This is a genomic window from Nocardiopsis sp. NPDC049922, from assembly GCF_040660275.1.
Lineage (GTDB): Bacteria > Actinomycetota > Actinomycetes > Streptosporangiales > Streptosporangiaceae > Nocardiopsis.
In genome coordinates this window covers 1-18,540 of sequence record NZ_JBFAME010000035.1, presented here as the reverse complement: position 1 = coordinate 18,540, position 18,540 = coordinate 1, and the positions used below count along the sequence as shown (strand labels likewise).

The window sequence follows — 18,540 nt, the reverse complement described above, 5'->3', positions numbered from 1 at the left end:
CCCGATCGGAGGCGATCGCCGCACGCGATCGACAGTCATCGGGGGGAGCGATCGGTAACCACCGCCGCTGGCACGAGCAGCGAGGCGTCACCGGCGGGGCCCCGCGCACCGGGAAAGCCCGGGGAAGCCCCGCGAACTCCTCAGACCTCCAGCTCGGCGGGCAGCTCACCGCGCACCGCCAGGTAGCGCAGCTGCGCCCGCACCGACGAGCTCGCGGCTCCGCGGATCTGCTCGGAGATGTCCGGGTAGACCCGGTCGACGATCTCCGCCACCCGGGTCGCGCCCGCCCGGACCGCCGTGCGCACCTGCTCCAGGCGGGACTCGCGGTGGTCGATGTAGGAACTGAGCACCGACAGCGGCGAGGACAGGATCGGGCCGTGGCCCGGGAGCAGGGTGCGCACCTGGTGCTCGCGCGCGATCTCCCGCAGTCGGTACAGCGACTCCATGTAGGGGCCGAGCCCGTCGTCGCCGTCGATCACCGGGGTCCCGTGACCCAGCACCGTGTCCCCGGTCAGCAGCGCGTTGTCGGACTCCACCAGGAGGCAGACCGAGTCGTCCGTGTGCCCCGGCGTCGCGATCACGCGCACCGCCAGCCCGTCCACGGTGAGCACCTCGCCGTCGACCAGCCCGGCCCCGCCGACGCGCATGTCCGGGTCGACCGCGTGCACGGGGGCGCCCGTCAGCTCGGAGAAGTAGCGGCTGCCCTCGGTGTGGTCCGGGTGCCGGTGGGTCACGATCGCCATGAGGACCTGAGCGCCCTGTTCCTGCACGGTCCGCGCCACCCGCTCCAGGTGTCGTTCGTCGTGCGGGCCGGGGTCGACGACCACCACGCCGCGCGCGCCCGGTTCCCTCAGGATCCAGGTGTTGGTTCCCTCCAACGTCATCGGGCCGGGGTTGGGGCACAGCACGCAGGTGGCGCGCAGCGTCCCGGAACCGTCGATCCTCATCGCACCTCGCTTCGCTCGCAGGGGCCGGACCGGTCCGGAGGGGAACGGCCACGGGGGGCGGCGCGTCCGTCCGCACCGGTGCGGGCCCCACCGTGACGTGGGGTCCCTCAGGGGGTCGCGTTGGGCTTCGGGAGGGGGTAGTGGGCCCCGTCCGGGGTCACGATCCGGATCTGACCGCCGACATCCCGAACGTCCGGTTCAATGGGGACGATATCCCGTCGCGCCGTCCGTACACCTTCGAGGGTGCGGCAGGCGGCCAGCTCCCGGCAGGAGACGACGGTGGGCGGCAGCATCGGCATGCGTCCCGCCTCCCACGCGGCGGCCGCGTCCGACGGGTCCGTCCAGCGGGTGAGGTCGGCCTCCCCGCCGACGTGCCGGGACTCCTGGCCGGGCGGGAGTTCGGCGGCGAAGAACCAGGTGTCGAAGCGGCGCGGCTCCACCCTCGGCGTGATCCACCGCGACCAGGCCCGCAGCCACTCCGTCCGCACGACCAGACCGCGCCGGGAGAGCACCTCGGTGAAGGAGCGGGAGCGGTCGACCAGTCCCAGGCGGTCGCGCTCCCACTCCTCCGTGCCGGTGTCGAGGGTGATGACCGGCTCACCGGCCACCTCGGGTTCACTGGCCAGGAGAACGCCGGTCTCCTCGAAGGTCTCCCGGACCGCCGCGCACACCAGGGCGCGCGCCATCCGCACGTCCGTGCCCAGGATCCCCGCCCACGCGTCGGGGGACGGGCCCGTCCACGGCAGGTCGCCGTCGGCGTCGCGTTCGTCCACCCGGCCTCCCGGGAAGACGTAGGCGCCCGGGGCGAACCCCATGGACCGGACCCTGCGCATGAGGAGGACCTCCATGCCGGGCTCCCCGGCGACGCCGTCGGCTCCGGCCGCCGCGCGCCGGAGCAGCATCACGGTGGCGGCGGGCCTGGGTTCGGCGACGCCCTTCGGCGCGGAACGCTCGGACATCGGCGCGCCCTCCTGTCTCGGTGGTCGTGCTGGGTGGTCGTGGGACGGGTCGGCGACCGGTCAGTGGGGGTCGGACCAGCCGGTCAGCGGACCTCGACGATCATGTCGACCTCGACCGGCGCGTCCAGGGGCAGGGCGACCACACCGACCGCGCTGCGCGCGTGGACCCCGGCGTCACCGAAGATCTCGCCGATGAGGTCGCTGGCGCCGTTGATCACGCCGGGCTGGCCGGTGAAGTCCGGTGTGCTCGCCACGAAGCCGGTCAGCTTCACGACGCGGACCACCCTGGACAGGTCGCCGATCTCGGCGCGGACGGCCGCGACGCCGTTCAGCGCGCACCGGGCGGCCAGCTCCTTGGCGGTCTCCGGGGTGACCTCCGCGCCGACCTTGCCCGTGGCGGGCAGCGCGCCGTCGACGAAGGGAACCTGACCGGACACGTACACGTGGTCTCCGGTGCGCACCGTCGGCGTGTACGAGGCGACCGGGGGAACGACGTCGGGGAGGGACAGCCCCAGTTCGGCGATGCGCTCCTCGGGGGTGGCGGCCATCAGAGCTCTCGCTTCATGTAGGCGACGTACTGCTGGTTGCGCGGGTCGGTGCCCTCGGGAAGGGGGGCGGGCACGACGGAGACGAGCTCCCAGCCGTCCGCACCCCAGTTGTCCAGGATCTGCTTGGTGGCGTGCGACAGCAGGGCCACCGTCTGGTACTCCCACTTGGTCATGATGAACTCCCCCATCGGATACCGGCGGCCCGCCGGGGCGTGGCGTGGCCGCACGTCAACGCCGCCACCTTACTCACCCGCCGGGTCGGCCGCGTCCTCCGCCGGGGCCCCGACACGGCTCCGCCTCCGTCTCCGGTCGCGAGGGTTGACGCGGACGTAGACTCCGTGGAGTGAGCGAGGCTGAGTTCGGACCGGGGCGCCCTCGGGGATCCCGTGCCGGGGCACGACTGCACATCGTCACCGGCAAGGGCGGAACGGGTAAGACCACGGTGGCGACGGCACTGGCCCTGACGCTGGCCTCGCGCGGCGGCCGGGTGCTCCTGGTCGAGGTCGAGGGACGGCAGGGCGTGGCCACCCTCCTGGGCGAACCACCGCTGCCCTACGGGGAACGGGAGCTGATCCCGGTGCCCGGCGGCGGCCGGGTGTGCGTCCTGGCGGCCGACGCCGAGTCCGCGCTGCTGGAGTACCTGGAGCTGTTCTACGGCATGCGACGCGCCGGGCAGGCGCTGAACCGGCTGGGCGCCGTCGACTTCGCGACCACGATCGCCCCCGGGCTGCGCGACGTCCTGCTGACCGGCAAGGCCACCGAGGCCGTGCGCCGCCGCGCGGGGACCCGCCGCCGGTCCGCCGCCCCCGCCTCCGCGCCCTTCCACTACGACGCCGTCGTCATGGACGCGCCGCCCACCGGACGGATCGGGCGGTTCCTCAACGTCAACACCGAGGTCGCCGGGCTGGCCCGGGTCGGCCCGATCCGCAACCACGCGGACAAGGTCATGGGGGTGATCCGCTCTCCCCGGACCGTGGTGCACTTCGTGACGCTGCTGGAGGAGATGCCCGCCCAGGAGACCCGGGACGGGATCGCCGAGATCGACGCGCTGGGGCTGCGGGTCGGCTCCGTGGTCGTGAACATGGTGCGCCCGCCCCTGCTGGAGGAGGCCGACCTGACCGCCGCCGCCCGCGGGGACCTGGACGGGGACGAGCTGGTCGCGGGCCTCAAGGCCGCGGGGCTCGCCGGCGCCGACGACCTCGCCGCCGCCCTGGCCGCCGAGGTCCGCGCGCACGCGCTGCGCGTGGGCCTGGAGCGCCGGACCCGCGAACGGCTCGCCGACCTGGGTCGGCCGATGGTCGACCTGCCCTACCTGGAGGGCGGCGTGGACCGGTCGGCGTTGGAGGGGTTGGCGGACACGCTCGCGGAACAGGGGATGGGACGGTGAGCGCCACGACCGGGGGGAACGGCCCGAACGCGCCGCGCCTGGACGTGGACGCGCTGCTCGACGACCCGACGACGCGGATCGTCGTGTGCTGCGGCGCGGGCGGGGTCGGCAAGACCACCACCGCCGCGGCGCTGGGTCTGCGCGCGGCCGAACGGGGACGGCACGCGGTGGTGATCACCGTGGACCCCGCCCGGCGGCTGGCCCAGTCCCTGGGGATGGAGTCGCTGGACAACACCCCGCGACCGGTGCCGCTCCCCGAGGGGACCCGGGGCACCGTGCACGCGATGATGCTCGACATGAAGCGGACCTTCGACGAGGTCGTCGAGGAGCACGCCGACCCCGAACGCGCGCGTCAGATCCTGGCCAACCCCTTCTACCAGACGCTCTCCACCAGCTTCTCCGGCACGCAGGAGTACATGGCGATGGAGAAGCTGGGCCAGCTCCGGCAGTCGGGCGCGTGGGACCTGATCGTGGTGGACACACCGCCCAGCCGGTCGGCCCTGGACTTCCTCGACGCCCCCAAACGGCTCGGGAGGTTCCTGGACGGCAGGCTGATCAGATTCCTCAGCGCCCCGGCGAGCACCGGCGCGTTCCGGCTGTTGGGCGCCGGATTCTCCCTCGTGACGTCGGCCGTGAACAAGGTGGTGGGCGCCCAGCTCCTCGACGACCTGCGCTCGTTCGTGGCCGCCTTCGACACGGTCTTCGGCGGGTTCCAGGCCCGCGCGGAGCGCACCTACCGGCTGCTCCAGGCGCCCGGGACGGCGTTCGTGGTGGTGGCGGTGCCCGACACCGACGCCCTGCGGGAGGCGTCCTACTTCGTCGACCGCCTGGCCAGCGACTCCATGCCCCTGGCGGGCCTGGTGGTCAACCGCGCCCACCCCCTCCCCGACGGGGCGGGCCGACGGCTCACGGCGGCGGAGGCGGCCGACGCGGAGGCGGTGCTGCGCGGCGCGGGAACCCATCCGCTGGCGTCGGCGGCGCTGCGGCTGCACGCGGAGCGCGTGCGCACCCGGGAACACGAGGCGCGCCTGCGGGACCGGATGCTGTCGAAGCACCGGGGGATCCGTGTGGCGGAGGTGGCCGCACTTCCGGAGGACGTGCACGACCTCGCGGCGCTGCGGACCATCGGGGCGGCGCTGGCCGACGGATAGCCGGGAACCGCGGGGGACTCCGGCGCACGGCTGGGGAGCATGACGCCGCGGGCCCGGGGTCGGCCCGTTATCGGATCGTATGATTCCGGACACCCGGGGACGCGAACCCTGTCCGCCCGCGCTGCGTCCCACCACGTAGGGCCCTTCCCGAATCCCTCGGGGAGTGCCGCAAGGGGTCGGACGCCAGGGACCCGGGAGGGCGGAACCGTCCCCCCGTTCGGGGGCGTTAGGCGTGACAGGATGGCTCAGAGGATTCGCCCGGACCCCCGACGGGCGATTCGACACGGTCACGCACCCTCCGTTCCACATCACACCTGTTCGAGCGTTCGTGGTCACTTAGTCTGATGGGGTGGGTCAGGGGACATTGCTGCAAAGAATCGGTCAACTCGTCGTCGTCGGCGCCATCGCGGGTCTCCTCGTGGCGGCGCTCGCCCTCCCGGCACTCGGCGGTATCGGCATCACGGCGAGGAACGTCGCCAACGGGTTCCTCGAGATGCCGAGCCAGTTGGAGACGCCTCCCCCTCCGCAACGCTCCACGATCTACGACCGCGAGGGCGACGTCATCGCGGAGATCTTCGACCAGAACCGTGAGCTGGTCGAGATCGAGGACGTCTCCCCGGTCATGATCGACGCGATCCTCGCCATCGAGGACGCCAGGTTCTACGACCACGGCGGCATCGACATCTCCGGCACCCTCCGCGCCGCCGTCCGGACCCTCAACGGTGACGTCGAGGGCGCCTCCTCGATCACCCAGCAGTACGTGAAGAACGTCCAGATCGAGGCGGCCACCTCGCAGGAGGAGCTGGAGCACGCCCGCGAGGAGACCATCGCCCGCAAGATCCGGGAGCTGCGCTACGCCGTGGCCCTGGAGCAGCGGATGACCAAGGACGAGATCCTCGAGGGCTACCTCAACATCGCCTACTTCAGCGACGGCGCCTACGGGGTCGAGTCGGCCGCCCAGCACTTCTTCCAGGTGTCCGCGAGCGAGCTGGAGCTGCACCAGGCCGCCACGATCGCGGGCCTGGTCCGCTACCCCTACCTGTACAACCCCCGCTTCTACCCCGAGCAGACCATCGAGCGGCGCAACGTGGTGCTCGACCGGATGGTCGCCACCGGGGCGATCACCCGGGCGGAGGCCGACGAGGCCAAACAGGAGGACATGGACCTGGACCTGGACACCCCGCCCAACGGCTGCGTCCCCAGCGACCAGCCGTTCTTCTGCGACTACGTGATCCGGGAGATCGAGACGGACGAGCGGTTCGGCTCCGACGAGACCGAACGGGCGCGCTGGCTGCGCACCGCCGGGCTGGAGATCCACACCACCCTCGACCCGCAGGCGCAGCGCGCCGGCCAGGAGGCCGTAGACGAGTGGGTGCCCCGGGAGAACGAGTCCCGCAAGGTCGCCGCGCAGGTCATCATCGAGCCGGGCACCGGCCACATCCTCGGCATGATGCAGAGCCGCAACTACGGCCCGGACGAGAGCCAGCTCGGCGAGACCTCGATCAACTTCGCCACCGACTTCGACCGGGGCGGAAGCACGGGATTCCAGGCCGGGTCGACCTTCAAGCCGATCACGCTGGCCGCCGCCCTGGACGAGGGGCTGCCGTTCGGCACCTCCTTCCCCGCACCCGCCAGCATCACGGTGACCGGGCAGCGCGCCTGCAACGGCGGCTCCCTCCAGCCCTGGAACGTGGCGAACGCCGGGGACAGCAACGAGGGCGTGCACAACATGATCTCGGGGACGCGCGCCTCCTCGAACACCTACTTCGCGCAGCTCCAGAGACGGGTGGGCCTGTGCGACGTGATCGAGATGGCGGAGAACCTCGGACTGCGGCGGGCCGACGGCACGCAGTTCAGGGAGAACGAGCGCACGCTGGCCAACAACAGCTTCACCCTGGGCAGTGAGGAGGTCTCGCCGCTGCGCGTCGCCAACGCCTACGCGACCTTCGCCTCGGGCGGGATCTACTGCGAGCCGCAGGCGATCACCCGGATCGTGGACAAGCAGGCCGACACGACCATCGACATGGAGCCGGACTGCGAGCGGCGGCTCGACGAGAACGTCGCCGACGGTGTCGCCTTCCTGCTGTCGCAGACCTTCAACGGCGGCACCACCACCGGCCTGGGCATCGGCCGGCCGGCGGGCGCCAAGACCGGCACCACCGACGGTTCGGCGGCGGCCTGGTTCGCGGGCATCACCCCGCAGATGGCCAGCTCCATCTTCGTCGGCGACCCGCGCGGCCCGCAGCAGTACCCGCTGCGCAACGTCACCATCGGCGACCGCTACTACGGGGTGGTCTACGGCGCGACGATCCCGGGTCGGATCTGGCAGGACACGATGCGGGACGCCCACGAGGGCCTGGAGGTCGAGCAGCTGGCCTCGGCGCCCTCCGAGTTCGGTTCCACGGCCCCGCCCCGGCAGCCCCGGGAGACGGAGGAGCCCAGCCCGGCCAGTGACGAGGGCGGCGTGCCCGACGTGATCGGGATGGGCGAGGACGCCGCGGTGGCGGCCCTGCGTGCCGCCGGGTACCAGGTGAACGTGTCCGGGAGCCGGATCCGCTCACCGCAGCCCGAGGGCACCGTGGCGGCGGTCAACCCGGACCCGGGCACGCGGCTGCCCGAGGGCGCCACGGTGAACGTCTTCCTGAGCCGGGGCGGCGCCGTCGCCCCGCCGACCGAGAACGAGACGTGGTTCCCGGTTCAGCCGATGACGCCCTTCCCGTCAGACGAGGAGTCGTCCCGATGAACCGCGGGCGGAGGCGGCGCGCCGCCTCCGCCCCCGCCCGTTCGGGTGCGCGGTCCGGCCTCAGGCCAGCTGGCGCTTGACCTCGGCGGCCACCCGGGAGCCCTCGGCCCGACCGGCGACGCGAGGGCCGACCGCCTTCATGACCTGCCCCATCGCGCGCGGGCCCTCGGCGCCGGTCTCGGCGATGGCGGCGGTGACCAGCTGGGCGAGCTCCTCGTCGGAGAGCTGCGCCGGAAGGTACTCGGAGATGACCTCGTTCTCGGCCCGCTCGGCGGCGGCCTGGTCGGCCCGGCCGCCCTTCTCGAACGCCTCGGCGGCTTCCCTGCGCTTCTTGGCCTCGCGGGTGAGGAGCTTGACGATCTCGTCGTCGTCGAGGGAACGCTGGGTGGCTCCGGACGCCTCCTCGGTGGAGATGGCGGCGATGACCATGCGCAGGGTGCCGGTGCGGACCGTGTCACGCGCCTTGATGGCGGTGGTCAGGTCGTTCTTGAGGCGGTCTTTGAGTTCGGACATGGCACCGATCCTACGGCGGGGGCCTTCAGCCGGACCAACGGTTTGTGAACACGCGCACCGCGCGTGCTGAGATGATCAGTCGACCGACGAAGGAGTGTGGATGGGAACGGACAGCGGACGGGTCCTGCGCCGGATCGGACGCGCGGCCGCCGTGACGGGCGCGATCGGCGTGGCCGGTGTCGCGTACGCCTCGGTGATCGAGCGCAACTGGTTCCGGCTGCGGCGGTACGAGCTGCCGCTGCTTCCGCCGGGGAGCGACCGGCTGCGGATCCTGCACCTGTCCGACGCGCACCTGACCCCGGGTCGGCGGATGCTCATCGAGTGGATCCGCGGCCTGGCGGAGCACGAGCCGGACCTGGTGGTCAACACGGGGGACTCGCTGGCGCACGCGGACGCGGTGGGGCCGTTCGTCGACGCGCTGGGGCCGCTGCTGGACCGGCCGGGCGCGTTCGTGTTCGGGTCCAACGACCTGTACTCGCCGCAGCTGAAGAACCCCGCGCGGTACCTGTGGCGGACGAGCCGGACCGACTACGCCAAGCGCCGGACGCCGGATCTTCCCTGGCGTGAGCTGGGCGAGGCGATGTCGGCCGCGGGGTGGCTCGACCTGAACAACCACAGGGGCGCGCTCAAGGCGGGCGGGTTGGACGTGGCGCTGGCGGGCGTGCACGACTCGCACATCAAGATGGACCGGTACGAGGACGTGGCCGGTCCGGCGGACCCGCACGCGGACGTTCGGGTGGGGCTGCTGCACTCACCGGAACCGGCCAACCTGAGCCGGTTCGAGGCCGACGGGTACCAGCTGCTGCTCGCGGGACACACGCACGGCGGGCAGCTGTGCCTGCCGTTCTACGGGACGCTGGTCACGAACTGCGGGATCGACCGCCGCCGCGCGTGGGGGCTGCACCGGTACGAGGACGCGTGGCTGCACGTGTCGGGCGGGCTGGGGACGTCGCCGTACGCGCCGGTGCGGTTCTGCTGCCGACCGGAGGCGTCGCTGCTGGACCTCGTCGCCGCGTCCTGACAGGCCCGTCGGTTCCCGTAAACGGTGTACCCGAGCACTCCGCGCGTCCGCTAGACTTGGGGGCGTTGCTTCGGGGTGTAGCGCAGCTTGGCAGCGCGCTTCGTTCGGGACGAAGAGGTCGTGGGTTCAAATCCCGCCACCCCGACCAGCCAAAACGCCGGTTCCAGTGGAACCGGCGTTTTGCGTTGGGGGCCAAATAGGGGGCCAGCGGTCCGGCGTGGCCGCGATCAGGCGAAGAGGTTCCCCATCACCTCAGCACCCTTGGTGATGACCGGCCGGAGTTCCTTCCGGTAGACCGTCTCCGTCGTGGCGGTGCTGCTGTGGCCCACCAGGCGCGCGATCTCCTCGACCGGTACGCCCTTCTCCGACATCAGCGAGACGAAGCTGTGCCGGAGTTCCCGGGGTGTCCAGCTCCCGCCGATCCTGGACTCCGTGATGATCGTGCGGAAGCCGCGCCGGACGTTGGCCGCGTCGAGCTTGGTCCCCACCTGGGAGCAGAACACCAACCGGTTCTCCTCCCACTTCTCTCCGGCCACCTTCCGGTCGGTCTCCTGCGAGGCCTTGTGCGCCCTCAACGCCTCCACGACCGGCTCCGGCAGCGCGAGGGTGCGGCGGCTCTTCTTCGTCTTGGTGTCGCCCGTGGCCCGGACGGAACGCCAGACCTCCACGTGGGGAGGAATGTCGCCGGTCGGGTCCAGGTGAACGTGGGGCCACACCAGCGCCCGGGCTTCCTCGGTGCGGACTCCGGTCATCAGGGACAGCACCACGTAGGCGTACAACCGCGTTCCCTCAGCGGCGCTCAGCACCGCCTGGGCCTGGTTGAGCGTCAGGGCCTTGCTGGGACGCCCCTCCTTGCCCTTGGGCGTGTCCACCAGGTCGGCGACGTTGCGCAGAACCTTGTCCCGCTTCTGGGCGAAGGCGATGGCGCGACGCAGCACCGCGTGCAGCTCCCGGAGCGATCGGGTAGCCAGCAGTTCGGCCCTGTCCTCCAACCAGTCGTCCACGTCGTCGGCGGTCAGGTCCTTGAGCTTGGCCTTGCCCAACTCCGGGATGACGTGCTTGTTCGCCAGGTTGCGGCACTTGTTCAGGGTCTCCTCCGAGCGGCCCTTGAGCCCGCGCTTGAGGAAGTCGTTCACGGCGTCGGCGACCGTGTAGTTCGCCGACGACTTCACCCCGGACTTGGCTTCCCTGACCAGGTCCTTGAGCTTGTCCCGGACCTCGGTCTTGGTGCGGCCGTAGACCTTCGGACGGCGACGCTTCCCCGAGGGCGTGTAACCGAGGGAGATCTCTCCCCGGAAGCACCCCTTCGCCTCATCCCAATAGACGGTGCCCTGCCCCGACGCTGCCTTGGACTTCTTGCCCTGGGGCTGTGACTTGCCCATGTCCGGTCTGTTCTCCTTGTCGATTCGAGCCAGTTGGGGAGGGGCGCACACCGATGACGTGCGCCCCGGGAAGCTAGGCGGCCTCGTGTTTGAGCAGGTCGACGTATGCGTCGATGGCGTCGGCGGTCACGCGCCGGTTCTTGCCGGTGCCGACGGTGGCGAGTCGGCCGTCGCGGATCTCGGCGAACAGGCGGGTGCGGCCCATCGACAGGATGTGCGCGGCCTCGGTAAGGGTGAACAGCCGCTTCGGCAGCTCGCGGACAGTCATGAGTGGAGTTCCTTTCTGGAAGTGCGGTCCCGGCGGTTGCTTGGCGGCTATGCGCCGGGGCCGCTGATCTGCGGGTGAACCTGGTAGGCGGGTGAGGGCGGACGTCCTCCCTTCGGGTTGCGCGGAGGCGGGGGCTCCATCGCGATCCAGCCGTAGCCCTCCAGCAGTTCCAGGGCAGGGTGGACGTCGGCGACCTTCGGGAAGGTGCCGCGCGGAAGCCCGGAGAACGCCTCCCGGACGGTGAAGCGAGCGGGTTTCTTGCGATGGAGCCAGTCCAAGACCAGGCGGGCGCGCTCCGTCTCGGGGTCGGCGCCCATGTGATCGAAGGCGGCTTCGGCATGGCGGGTGAAGTACTCCCCGATCCGGATCGCGGCAGCCATGGTGTCGCCCCCGATGGGGAGCCGGTAGCCGTCGACCGGGTTGTCCGCCAGATGCAGCAGAGCAGCGATGCGCACGATCGCGCCGACGGACTTGCCAGCCCAGTCCGACATGTGCCCCAGGTCCCCGGTACGGGGGTGAAGCCGCGGTTCCAAACGGCGGGCGTAGTCGAGCCGAAGCGCGTCGGCCTCCGGTGAGAGCTGGAGACGGATGGGGTCGGTCCAGTCGAACAGGTGCACCACCATCCGCATCAGCCGTTCCTCATAGGTGGCGGCGACGTCGGCGGGAACCGGGTCCGGGTCGACGTCGCGGGTGCCGATGTTGGACTCGGGCAGCGCGTACAGGAAGCGCCCCAACAGACCCTTGCCTCGGAACCCGGGGCCGGTCGCGATCTCCCGGATCACGTCCGGTTGCACCGCCAGACCGAGGGTCAGAACGGCTGTCTCCACGTGCTCGGTGCGGTCTCGCCGGTCGACACGCAGCATGTCCCCGGCGTGGCCTTTGAGGAACAGGTCGAAGTTCGGCGCTCCGGAGTAGCGGCCCGCGAGGATCTGGAAGATCCCGCCCTCCGCCGACAGGACGGCGAGCCTGCCGCCCTGGTCGCACAGGATGGACGCGGCCCGCTCGGGGGTGACGTCGTCGGCGACCAGCTGCGGGATGACCGGGATCTCGATGTCGTCGATCGCGGCAGCGGCGTCCGAGGCGTCCGCGAGCGCGTCCGGGGCTCCCTTGGAGGAGACGGCCTTGGCCTTGGCCTTGTCTGCGACCCCGGCGGCCACCTCCCGTGCCAGCTCCGCTTCTACGATCTGCGGTTTGATCCTCTCGGTCAGCTCCGCTTCGACCTTGAGGATCGGGGCGGTGATCGCTCGGAACACGGCCGACTTGCGGGAGGCGGGCGGCAGCGCGACCACGGTGAACAGGTTGACCGGTTCGGTGTAGGTGCCCCGGACTTGGACGATGGCGCGTCCTCCGGCGGCGGTGGACAACGCGGCCAGGGCGACGCATCCGGCGGCGTCCACCGGGGTCTGGGTCTCCTCCGCGACCGCCTTGACGAAGGCGGCTACCCAGTCGGGCAGGCAATCGGCGGGGAAGGCAGGAGGGGTACCCCGGGCACCGAGCGGGGTGGGGGCGTCCCACCCTCGCTCGGCGTCCTGGTTGCCGTCGGCGGGGATCACGCGGCAGCTCCCCGTGGGCGGCGGATCCCCGCCTGGATGCCGCTGCGCACGGTCGCGTCCACCTCTGAGGGATCCAACCCGATGCGGAGTCCGGCCTGTTCGAGGGTGTCCTCTGCCAGGTGCTTGGGGAGCATCCCCGCACCGACCAGGGTGCCGACAGCGAACGCGGCCCGGTTCAGGTTGTGGTTGCGCTGCCCCTTCCGAGCGGACAGGACCTTGTCCACCTCGCCTCGCAGCGCCCGCGTGACGTACCGGGCCATCCCCGGGCGGTGCGCGAGCTCCTGGTGGACCTGTCCGGAGGTGACCGGGCGACGCCGAGCGGGCTCCAGCAGGGTCGCCAGCCATCCGGGGAGCGGTGTGACGTCGGCGGGGTTGGTGACGGTGTAGGGGCCACGCCCGTCGGGGTCGGCCACGTAGGAGCCGGGACCGACGACGTACCCGCCCGTGGCGCGGGTGTCGATCAGCCACCCCAACCGGCCGGAGGTGTTGCGGTAGGCGACGTTCTCCGGCGCGGCGTAGTACAGGTGGATACCACCCCGGCGTGTGGTCACGGTGAACGTGTCGAGGAACGAGACGTCGCCGTCGGCGTGCTTCTCGGCCAGCGTGGCGAGCACGTCCGCCCCGTCGGTGATGCCGGGGCGCGCCCACTCCGGCGGCGGGGTCTCGCCGTCCTTGGGGGTGTCGAGGTCGACCACGACCAGCCCCGAGGGACCGCACGCGACGGCGAGGTTGTGGGCGGGGTGGACTCCCCAGTAGGCACGGATGGCGTCCTCGTCGCGGGTGGCGTGCCGCTCCCAGTCGGTGAAGGTGCGCACGGGCCGCTTGGCGCGGGTGCGCAGCGGGAACACGTGCCACCCTCGGCGAGCGGCCGCGATGGCGTGTGGCAGGACGTTGGTCGGGGTCACGTGTAGCACCACCCTCCATCGCAGCTGGCGTTGTCGTCGGGGAAGGGCAGGGTGTCCATGCCCTCGGGAACGACTTGGCGCAGGGGTGCGCCGTGGCGGGTGAGGTAGACGTGGTCCTTGCCCAACGTGTCACGCCGCTGGTTGAGCAGGTCTTCCAGAGCGCATGCCTTGGCGAACAGGTCGGGACGCTCTCGGCGCATGTCGATCCAGGTGTCCATGCGGTGGAAGGGGCAGAACCAGCAGCTCGACTTGGGCGGCAATGGCAGCCCCACGGATCGGATGATGCGAGGGCAGTCCGCTCGGCGGATGCCCAGGTCCAGCAGGGGGTAGACGATGTTCTCGTGGGGTTCGCAGCGGCGGTTGTTGGCGCGGTGGATCTCGTCCACGCTGATGCCGATTCCGACGGTGGCGGGGTTGTCGCGGGTGGCGCCGTGCTGGCGGAGCCACTTGCCGACGACCTTGATCTTGAAGTCGGCGGTGCAGGACCGGGTGCCGGGGGCACCGTTGGACATGCGCACGGGGATGGGCAGGGAGCGTGACCCTTCGCGGGTCAAGCGCCCGTAGAGGGTTTCGGTGGTGCCGTCCCGTTTGGTGCGGTCGAGCTGGTGGAGGGTGATGCCGTGTTCGGCGGCGAAGGGGGCCGCGTGATGGCGGACGTAGTCGAGGGTGGCGGGGTCCTCGCTGTCGTTGCCGACGTTGGCGAACAGGAAGGTGGTGAAGTCCAGTTCGCCTGTGGCGGCCAGGGCCAGGGCGGCGGTGGACTGCCATCCTCCGCCGAAGCTGAACGTTCGCAGGGCATGCGTCATGATGGGTGCTACCTCTCGGTCTCGGATCGGGTGGTGTTCCTTCTGGGAGCGCGGCTCCGGTGGTTGCTTGGCGGCTATGCACCGGAGCCGCTTTTTTGGTGTCCGGGCCGGTGGAGACGCCCCGGCGCGGTGTTACAGGTCAGCAGCTGTCTCCACCGTGTGAAGACAGGGTCGAGACAGGGGTGGAGACAGCCAGTGGAGACACGGTCGAGACGGCCTCAGGCGGCCACGAGGTGCCCCGAGACGATCGACCATGAGCCGTCGTCCTCGTGGCGGATACGCCCCTCCTCCTCCAGTCGGTTGAGCTGTCGGTAGACCCACGCCCGCTTGCGATCGACGCCGATCTCCCGCAGCCCTGCACCGACATCCGGAGCGCGGAAGGTGGTCAGGCCTCGGTCGAGCCAGGTTTGGAACATGGCGTCGAGCGCCGCGCGAGCCTCCTCAGCCGACTCCTTGGAGCGCCGACGCGGAGCCAGGGGGAAGTTCTCCCCCTCCACCGGCGTGATCTCCTGGTCGAGGTCGCCCGTGACGTCGGGGTCGTCGTCGGGAGTGGTCAGGACGATCGGTTCCACCTGGTCGGAACCGGCCGTGTCCTGGTCCTCGTGGACGTCCGCCGTCGGAGACATCGCGGTCGTGGTGTCCGGTGCTGTGGCACCGTTCTGAGCGGCCCGGAAGGCGGCGTAGGCCTTGCCGAACGCCGCGCGGGTGACCGGGTCGAGCTTGGTGTCCTGGTCGGGCAGCGACTCGGCGGCAGGGGTCAGAACCGTGTTCTCCTCGGCCGGATTGGTCGAAGGCGGGCCGAACATCTTCACGGGCACCACGTGCCGATCGGAGTCGGCGTACTCGATCGCGGCGAAGGCGGCACCGGGCTTGGCCTTGCGCCACCGAGCCGGTTCGGCACCGGCAGCGATCACATAGTCCGGCAGGACGTAGGAGGCGTCCGCGTCGTCCCTGACTCCGAAGCAGACGCCGTCACCGAGGTTCGCCCTCGCGTCCGTGTCGAGGTTGCCGTAGGTGGCGCGCTGGAGGCTGACCTCGATGTGGATACCCACGGACCGGGCCACCCGCAGCAGGTCCACCAATTCGTCGAAGTCGGCGACCTCGGCCGCCTCCTCGATGAGCACGTGGAGGAACGTGAGCCCGCAACCGGCCGTCCACTGAGCCTGACCGCGCTCTCCCAGATAGTCCGCACGGGCACGTACGGCCCTCTTGAGTGCGTCCAGCAGCGCGCGGGAGGCCTTCTTGTCGTACGCGGACCACCCGATCGCACGTTCCACCGGCCCGAGGGTCTGCTTGCCCTTGGCCAGGTCGATCGCGCACACGAACGTGTCCGCCCGTGCGGCGACCTGGACGAGCTTGATCTTGCCGTGCACGGACTTGCCCGCACCGGACATGCCCACGGTCAGCGTGTGCTTGCCGGGAAGCATGTCCCGGTACGGCTCTCCGTCGGTGTAGACCCCCAACTCCAGCGGAACGTCCGCGATGGACACTCCGACAGTGGCCGGATCCAGTCCAGGCCACGGCACGAGCTGCCCGAGCAGATCCTTGGTCACAATGGTGATCTCGCCCCGACCGGCGTGCGTGGGGTCTTCGGCGATAGTGATCGCACCGGGCGCGACGCCGTAGGCGGACGCCAGTTCCTTGCGGCGTTCCTGGAGGTCGTCCACGGTCTTACCGGGCGCCAGGGTCAGACGTCCCTTGGTCTGTACGTCGGTCTGCTTCGTGACGCGCATGGTCACGCCCTTGATGTGCAGCTTCTCGGCGATCTCCTCCCAGGAGGGCAGTGCGACCGGGCCTCCCTCAGAAGAGCCGTTGCCCTGTCCGGCCGACCAGCTGTGCACGTTCGACGCGGCGGCCAGTGTGCCGCCGGTCAGGATGAGCAGGTCGAGCATGGGCCGACCCGTTCCCGCCATGGTGGCGGTCGCCAGCCAGAGCGTGCCCATGCCGGTGGAAGCGGTCGAGATCACGTGCGCGTACCAGGTACGCGCGGCGGTCAGGCGGTGGGCGAAGTAGGTCACCGCTCCGCCGGCGGCGGTGACGCCAGCCGCGGCGGCGACCGTCCATCCTCCGGCGTCGCCCCACATCATGTGAGCCGCCCATCCCGCGGGGACCATGAGCGAGGTGGTCAGCCATGGGCGCACGTAGGCCATCGCGCCGGGGCCGCGCCGGACGGCGACCTCGCGGCCGTCCCGGCGCACCACCAGTTCGTCACGAGCCATCTTCGTCTCCCTTCTGGGTGGCCGGGGGCCGCGCGGTGCGGCCCCCGGATCGGTGGTGGTCAGGACTCCAGGTCGATGGTCTTGCGGCGCTTCTGGGGCTTGATCAGGTGCTCGAAGTGCTTGAGCATCGATCCCCACGTGCGGACGGCCTCGATTCCGACGGTCCGCTGAGCCTCGGCGGACCGACGCAGGTGGCGGGCGATGCTGCGGGCCTTGCGGCGCACCGCCATGTGGGACTCGCCGTCAGCGGGCGGCAGATCCTTGAGCGCGGCCTCCAGCTCCTGGGCGGAGTACTCCAGCTCCATGGCCAGGGCGCGGGACAGACGGCGGACACGCTCGGTGTACTTGCGGATGTCGCTGCCGGTCTCGAACTCGATCCCTTCCAACTCGGCGATGATCTGCTGGGCGTAGCGGGACTCAGCGCTCACGGTTCTCCTCGGTCTCGTTGGTCGGGTGGTTGATGACGACGGCGATGACGCCCCTTCCGGGGCCGTAGCGGCGCACGTGTGCCGCGTGCAGGTGGGTCCGCCAGGTCTGTCCCAGCCACGCGGCTGCGTCGGCGAGGGTGTTGCGGAGGGGACGGGTGTCCAGCCACGCCGAGATCAGGGAGTCGGCGTGGCACAGCAGGTGGTCGGCGAATGAGGCTGCGGCCGACAGGCGGACCCTCCACGGAGTGCGAGCCATTAGCTGCCCCCGTCCTCAATCTCGCGGCGGATCCTGCGGACGGTGGACTCCCCCAGCCCCAACTCGGCGGCGATGTCAGCTGTCTGAGCGGTCGGGTGCTCGGACAGGAACTCGGCCACTCGGCGGCGGTTGCGGACTCCCTCCAAACGGCGGCGCTCCTGTGCGGTCAGCACCCGTTCGGTGGACTCGTCGTCCTCGTGTGAGCGGGACCGCTCGGACGGGCGCTCAGACGGAGTGACCTGCCCCGATCCGGGGTCCGGGTCCGTGTCGTCGTCGCGGTGATCGCCGTGCGAGCGCACCAGGGTCGTCCCGTGCGAGCAGTCTTCCTCGTGTGAGCGCTCAGACGGACCAGTGTGCGAGCGGAGATAGTCAGCGGCCTCCTCCGCGATCTCCTGCCTGACGACCTCCGGGCCCTCTCCGACGGTGGAGTGTGGGGACGACTCCCCATGGGGAGAGGCGTCAACCAAGGTTGCGGTGGGGGTGATTTGACCCAAGTTGGTGGTGATGGCGTCGGCGGAGGTGACGGCGGTCAGGTACGCGAACGCGCTGAACGCGGCGGCCCCGAGACTGCACACGGCACCGACCGGCCCGGAACCGAGAGTCGACCCGATGATGCTGATCACGAGCGGGACCGTGATCAGCGCGACCAGAGCGAAACGCCGACCACCAGTCGGGAACGCGCCTGAGCGGGCGAGCAGTCCGGCCCAGATGATCGCGGAGGTCGACATCCCGGTCAGGGCGACCTCCCCGAGGTAGCCGACCCCGGTCGGGGCGGTCGCCTGGTAGGCGGACACGGCCGCCTCCAGTCCGATCGCGGACCCGACCGAGAGCACGATGGAGGCTCCCAGGGACAGGGTTGCGAACCGGCCCCGGTGCCGCACCAGGGCCAGAACCGTGTACGCCGGGTCGGTCGCGGCGCGGGCAGCGTCCACGGCCTGAGCCGCTCGGATCGCCTCCTCCGCGCGGCGGTCGGCCTCGCGCTCGGAGCGCAGCACCCGGCGGTGTTCCAGTTCCAGGCGAGCGCTCAGCCTTTCGGCCGCCAGCTTGTCAGCCTGGTGGCGGGTAGCGGGGTTGAGCCGGGGGTCGGACAGCAGGTCCTGTCGCGGGATGCTCGCGAGGGCCTGAGCCTGCCGGACCTGTTCCTGGAGGGTGGCGACCACGTTGGTGGTCTCGGTCTGCTTAGTCTTCCGGCGAAGGTTCATCGGCGGTCTCCCAGCTTGGAGAGGCGACGGATGGTGTCGAGGTCGGCACGGCGGTCGGGCCACAGGCCACCGGCGAGGAACCGCAGGATGGCTCCCACCAGTAGCAGGGCGAACAGGGAGATGAGAACGGCCATCAGTAGCGCCTCCTCCTGCGACGGGTCTGGCTGACCACCAGGCGGGTACGGCCCCAACGGCGGGCGGTGCGCTTGACCTTGCGGACAACCTCAGCGGCCTTCAGCAGGGCCAGAACGG

General features: G+C 71.0%; 19 protein-coding genes and 1 tRNA gene. 5 read left to right on the top strand and 15 right to left on the bottom strand.

Features of this window, described 5'->3' with window-relative positions:
• Positions 1-140: 140 nt before the first annotated feature.
• The 4 genes from AB0I72_RS27725 to AB0I72_RS27710 all read right to left on the bottom strand — a co-directional run bounded on the left by AB0I72_RS27725 (position 141) and on the right by AB0I72_RS27710 (position 2,627).
• Positions 141-947: an MBL fold metallo-hydrolase gene (locus AB0I72_RS27725; RefSeq protein ID WP_358573870.1), complete on the bottom strand. Its 807-nt coding sequence runs from the start codon at positions 945-947 to the stop codon at positions 141-143.
• A 107-nt stretch (positions 948-1,054) separates the two neighbouring features.
• Positions 1,055-1,906 (bottom strand): NUDIX hydrolase, encoded by an 852-nt coding sequence (locus AB0I72_RS27720; RefSeq protein WP_358573867.1) that lies wholly within the window; start codon positions 1,904-1,906, stop codon positions 1,055-1,057.
• Between the two features lie 83 nt (positions 1,907-1,989).
• Positions 1,990-2,454: a RidA family protein gene (locus tag AB0I72_RS27715; RefSeq protein ID WP_358573865.1), complete on the bottom strand. Its 465-nt coding sequence runs from the start codon at positions 2,452-2,454 to the stop codon at positions 1,990-1,992.
• Complete coding sequence (locus tag AB0I72_RS27710; RefSeq protein WP_358573863.1) at positions 2,454-2,627, bottom strand: DUF4177 domain-containing protein; 174 nt, start codon at positions 2,625-2,627, stop codon at positions 2,454-2,456. The genes AB0I72_RS27715 and AB0I72_RS27710 overlap by 1 nt, the downstream gene beginning before the upstream one ends.
• Before the next feature lie 170 nt (positions 2,628-2,797).
• Here AB0I72_RS27710 and AB0I72_RS27705 point away from each other — a divergent pair, with 170 nt between their 5' ends.
• The 3 genes from AB0I72_RS27705 (at position 2,798) to AB0I72_RS27695 (ending at position 7,735) form a co-directional block, all read left to right on the top strand.
• A complete protein-coding gene (locus tag AB0I72_RS27705) occupies positions 2,798-3,841 on the top strand; it encodes an ArsA-related P-loop ATPase (protein ID WP_358573861.1) in 1,044 nt (347 codons plus the stop codon).
• The gene (locus AB0I72_RS27700; RefSeq protein ID WP_358573859.1) at positions 3,838-4,992 is read left to right on the top strand and encodes an ArsA family ATPase; all 1,155 of its coding nucleotides are present in this window, start codon (positions 3,838-3,840) and stop codon (positions 4,990-4,992) included. The genes AB0I72_RS27705 and AB0I72_RS27700 overlap by 4 nt, the downstream gene beginning before the upstream one ends.
• 364 nt (positions 4,993-5,356) lie before the next feature.
• On the top strand, positions 5,357-7,735 hold the full coding sequence (locus AB0I72_RS27695; protein WP_358573872.1) for a transglycosylase domain-containing protein: 2,379 nt from the start codon (positions 5,357-5,359) through the stop codon (positions 7,733-7,735).
• Between the two features lie 60 nt (positions 7,736-7,795).
• Here AB0I72_RS27695 and AB0I72_RS27690 read toward each other — a convergent pair whose 3' ends face one another.
• Complete coding sequence (locus AB0I72_RS27690; RefSeq protein ID WP_358573857.1) at positions 7,796-8,248, bottom strand: GatB/YqeY domain-containing protein; 453 nt, start codon at positions 8,246-8,248, stop codon at positions 7,796-7,798.
• 100 nt (positions 8,249-8,348) lie between these two features.
• On the opposite strand from AB0I72_RS27690, the gene AB0I72_RS27685 reads away from it, so the two are divergent.
• Together AB0I72_RS27685 and AB0I72_RS27680 are read left to right on the top strand one after the other, a co-directional pair.
• Positions 8,349-9,269: a metallophosphoesterase gene (locus AB0I72_RS27685; protein WP_358573854.1), complete on the top strand. Its 921-nt coding sequence runs from the start codon at positions 8,349-8,351 to the stop codon at positions 9,267-9,269.
• A 71-nt stretch (positions 9,270-9,340) separates the two neighbouring features.
• Positions 9,341-9,417, top strand: a tRNA-Pro gene (locus AB0I72_RS27680).
• Positions 9,418-9,496: 79 nt separating this feature from the next.
• Here AB0I72_RS27680 and AB0I72_RS27675 read toward each other — a convergent pair.
• The 10 genes from AB0I72_RS27675 to AB0I72_RS27630 form a co-directional block, all read right to left on the bottom strand.
• Complete coding sequence (locus AB0I72_RS27675; protein ID WP_358573851.1) at positions 9,497-10,651, bottom strand: tyrosine-type recombinase/integrase; 1,155 nt, start codon at positions 10,649-10,651, stop codon at positions 9,497-9,499.
• 73 nt (positions 10,652-10,724) lie between these two features.
• Positions 10,725-10,919, bottom strand: a complete 195-nt coding sequence (locus tag AB0I72_RS27670; protein ID WP_358573849.1) for a hypothetical protein — start codon at positions 10,917-10,919, stop codon at positions 10,725-10,727.
• Between the two features lie 47 nt (positions 10,920-10,966).
• Positions 10,967-12,472 (bottom strand): YfjI family protein, encoded by a 1,506-nt coding sequence (locus AB0I72_RS27665; protein ID WP_358573847.1) that lies wholly within the window; start codon positions 12,470-12,472, stop codon positions 10,967-10,969.
• A complete protein-coding gene (locus tag AB0I72_RS27660) occupies positions 12,469-13,377 on the bottom strand; it encodes a bifunctional DNA primase/polymerase (protein ID WP_358573845.1) in 909 nt (302 codons plus the stop codon). The genes AB0I72_RS27665 and AB0I72_RS27660 overlap by 4 nt, the downstream gene beginning before the upstream one ends.
• The gene (locus AB0I72_RS27655; RefSeq protein WP_358573843.1) at positions 13,374-14,183 is read right to left on the bottom strand and encodes a phosphoadenosine phosphosulfate reductase; all 810 of its coding nucleotides are present in this window, start codon (positions 14,181-14,183) and stop codon (positions 13,374-13,376) included. Before AB0I72_RS27655 ends, AB0I72_RS27660 begins: the two co-directional genes overlap by 4 nt.
• 218 nt (positions 14,184-14,401) lie before the next feature.
• Positions 14,402-16,402 (bottom strand): hypothetical protein, encoded by a 2,001-nt coding sequence (locus tag AB0I72_RS27650; RefSeq protein ID WP_358573841.1) that lies wholly within the window; start codon positions 16,400-16,402, stop codon positions 14,402-14,404.
• A 59-nt stretch (positions 16,403-16,461) separates the two neighbouring features.
• Positions 16,462-16,830, bottom strand: a complete 369-nt coding sequence (locus AB0I72_RS27645) for a hypothetical protein (protein ID WP_358573838.1) — start codon at positions 16,828-16,830, stop codon at positions 16,462-16,464.
• A complete protein-coding gene (locus tag AB0I72_RS27640; RefSeq protein ID WP_358573835.1) occupies positions 16,820-17,086 on the bottom strand; it encodes a hypothetical protein in 267 nt (88 codons plus the stop codon). The genes AB0I72_RS27645 and AB0I72_RS27640 overlap by 11 nt, the downstream gene beginning before the upstream one ends.
• Positions 17,086-18,288 carry a hypothetical protein gene (locus AB0I72_RS27635; protein ID WP_358573833.1) on the bottom strand — a complete coding sequence of 401 codons (1,203 nt, stop codon included), beginning with the start codon at positions 18,286-18,288 and terminating at the stop codon, positions 17,086-17,088. The genes AB0I72_RS27640 and AB0I72_RS27635 overlap by 1 nt, the downstream gene beginning before the upstream one ends.
• The gene (locus AB0I72_RS27630; protein WP_358573831.1) at positions 18,285-18,422 is read right to left on the bottom strand and encodes a hypothetical protein; all 138 of its coding nucleotides are present in this window, start codon (positions 18,420-18,422) and stop codon (positions 18,285-18,287) included. Before AB0I72_RS27630 ends, AB0I72_RS27635 begins: the two co-directional genes overlap by 4 nt.
• Positions 18,423-18,540: the final 118 nt, after the last annotated feature.

Excerpts from the sequence above, each read along its gene's own strand:
- AB0I72_RS27725 (WP_358573870.1), bottom strand. The coding sequence starts at position 947 with ATGAGGATCGACGGTTCCGGGACGCTGCGCGCCACCTGCGTGCTGTGC.
- AB0I72_RS27720 (WP_358573867.1), bottom strand. The coding sequence starts at position 1,906 with ATGTCCGAGCGTTCCGCGCCGAAGGGCGTCGCCGAACCCAGGCCCGCC.
- AB0I72_RS27715 (WP_358573865.1), bottom strand. The coding sequence starts at position 2,454 with ATGGCCGCCACCCCCGAGGAGCGCATCGCCGAACTGGGGCTGTCCCTC.
- AB0I72_RS27710 (WP_358573863.1), bottom strand. The coding sequence starts at position 2,627 with ATGACCAAGTGGGAGTACCAGACGGTGGCCCTGCTGTCGCACGCCACC.
- AB0I72_RS27690 (WP_358573857.1), bottom strand. The coding sequence starts at position 8,248 with ATGTCCGAACTCAAAGACCGCCTCAAGAACGACCTGACCACCGCCATC.
- AB0I72_RS27685 (WP_358573854.1), top strand. The coding sequence starts at position 8,349 with ATGGGAACGGACAGCGGACGGGTCCTGCGCCGGATCGGACGCGCGGCC.
- AB0I72_RS27675 (WP_358573851.1), bottom strand. The coding sequence starts at position 10,651 with ATGGGCAAGTCACAGCCCCAGGGCAAGAAGTCCAAGGCAGCGTCGGGG.
- AB0I72_RS27670 (WP_358573849.1), bottom strand. The coding sequence starts at position 10,919 with ATGACTGTCCGCGAGCTGCCGAAGCGGCTGTTCACCCTTACCGAGGCC.
- AB0I72_RS27655 (WP_358573843.1), bottom strand. The coding sequence starts at position 14,183 with ATGACGCATGCCCTGCGAACGTTCAGCTTCGGCGGAGGATGGCAGTCC.
- AB0I72_RS27650 (WP_358573841.1), bottom strand. The coding sequence starts at position 16,402 with ATGGCTCGTGACGAACTGGTGGTGCGCCGGGACGGCCGCGAGGTCGCC.
- AB0I72_RS27640 (WP_358573835.1), bottom strand. The coding sequence starts at position 17,086 with ATGGCTCGCACTCCGTGGAGGGTCCGCCTGTCGGCCGCAGCCTCATTC.
- AB0I72_RS27635 (WP_358573833.1), bottom strand. The coding sequence starts at position 18,288 with ATGAACCTTCGCCGGAAGACTAAGCAGACCGAGACCACCAACGTGGTC.
- AB0I72_RS27630 (WP_358573831.1), bottom strand. The coding sequence starts at position 18,422 with ATGGCCGTTCTCATCTCCCTGTTCGCCCTGCTACTGGTGGGAGCCATC.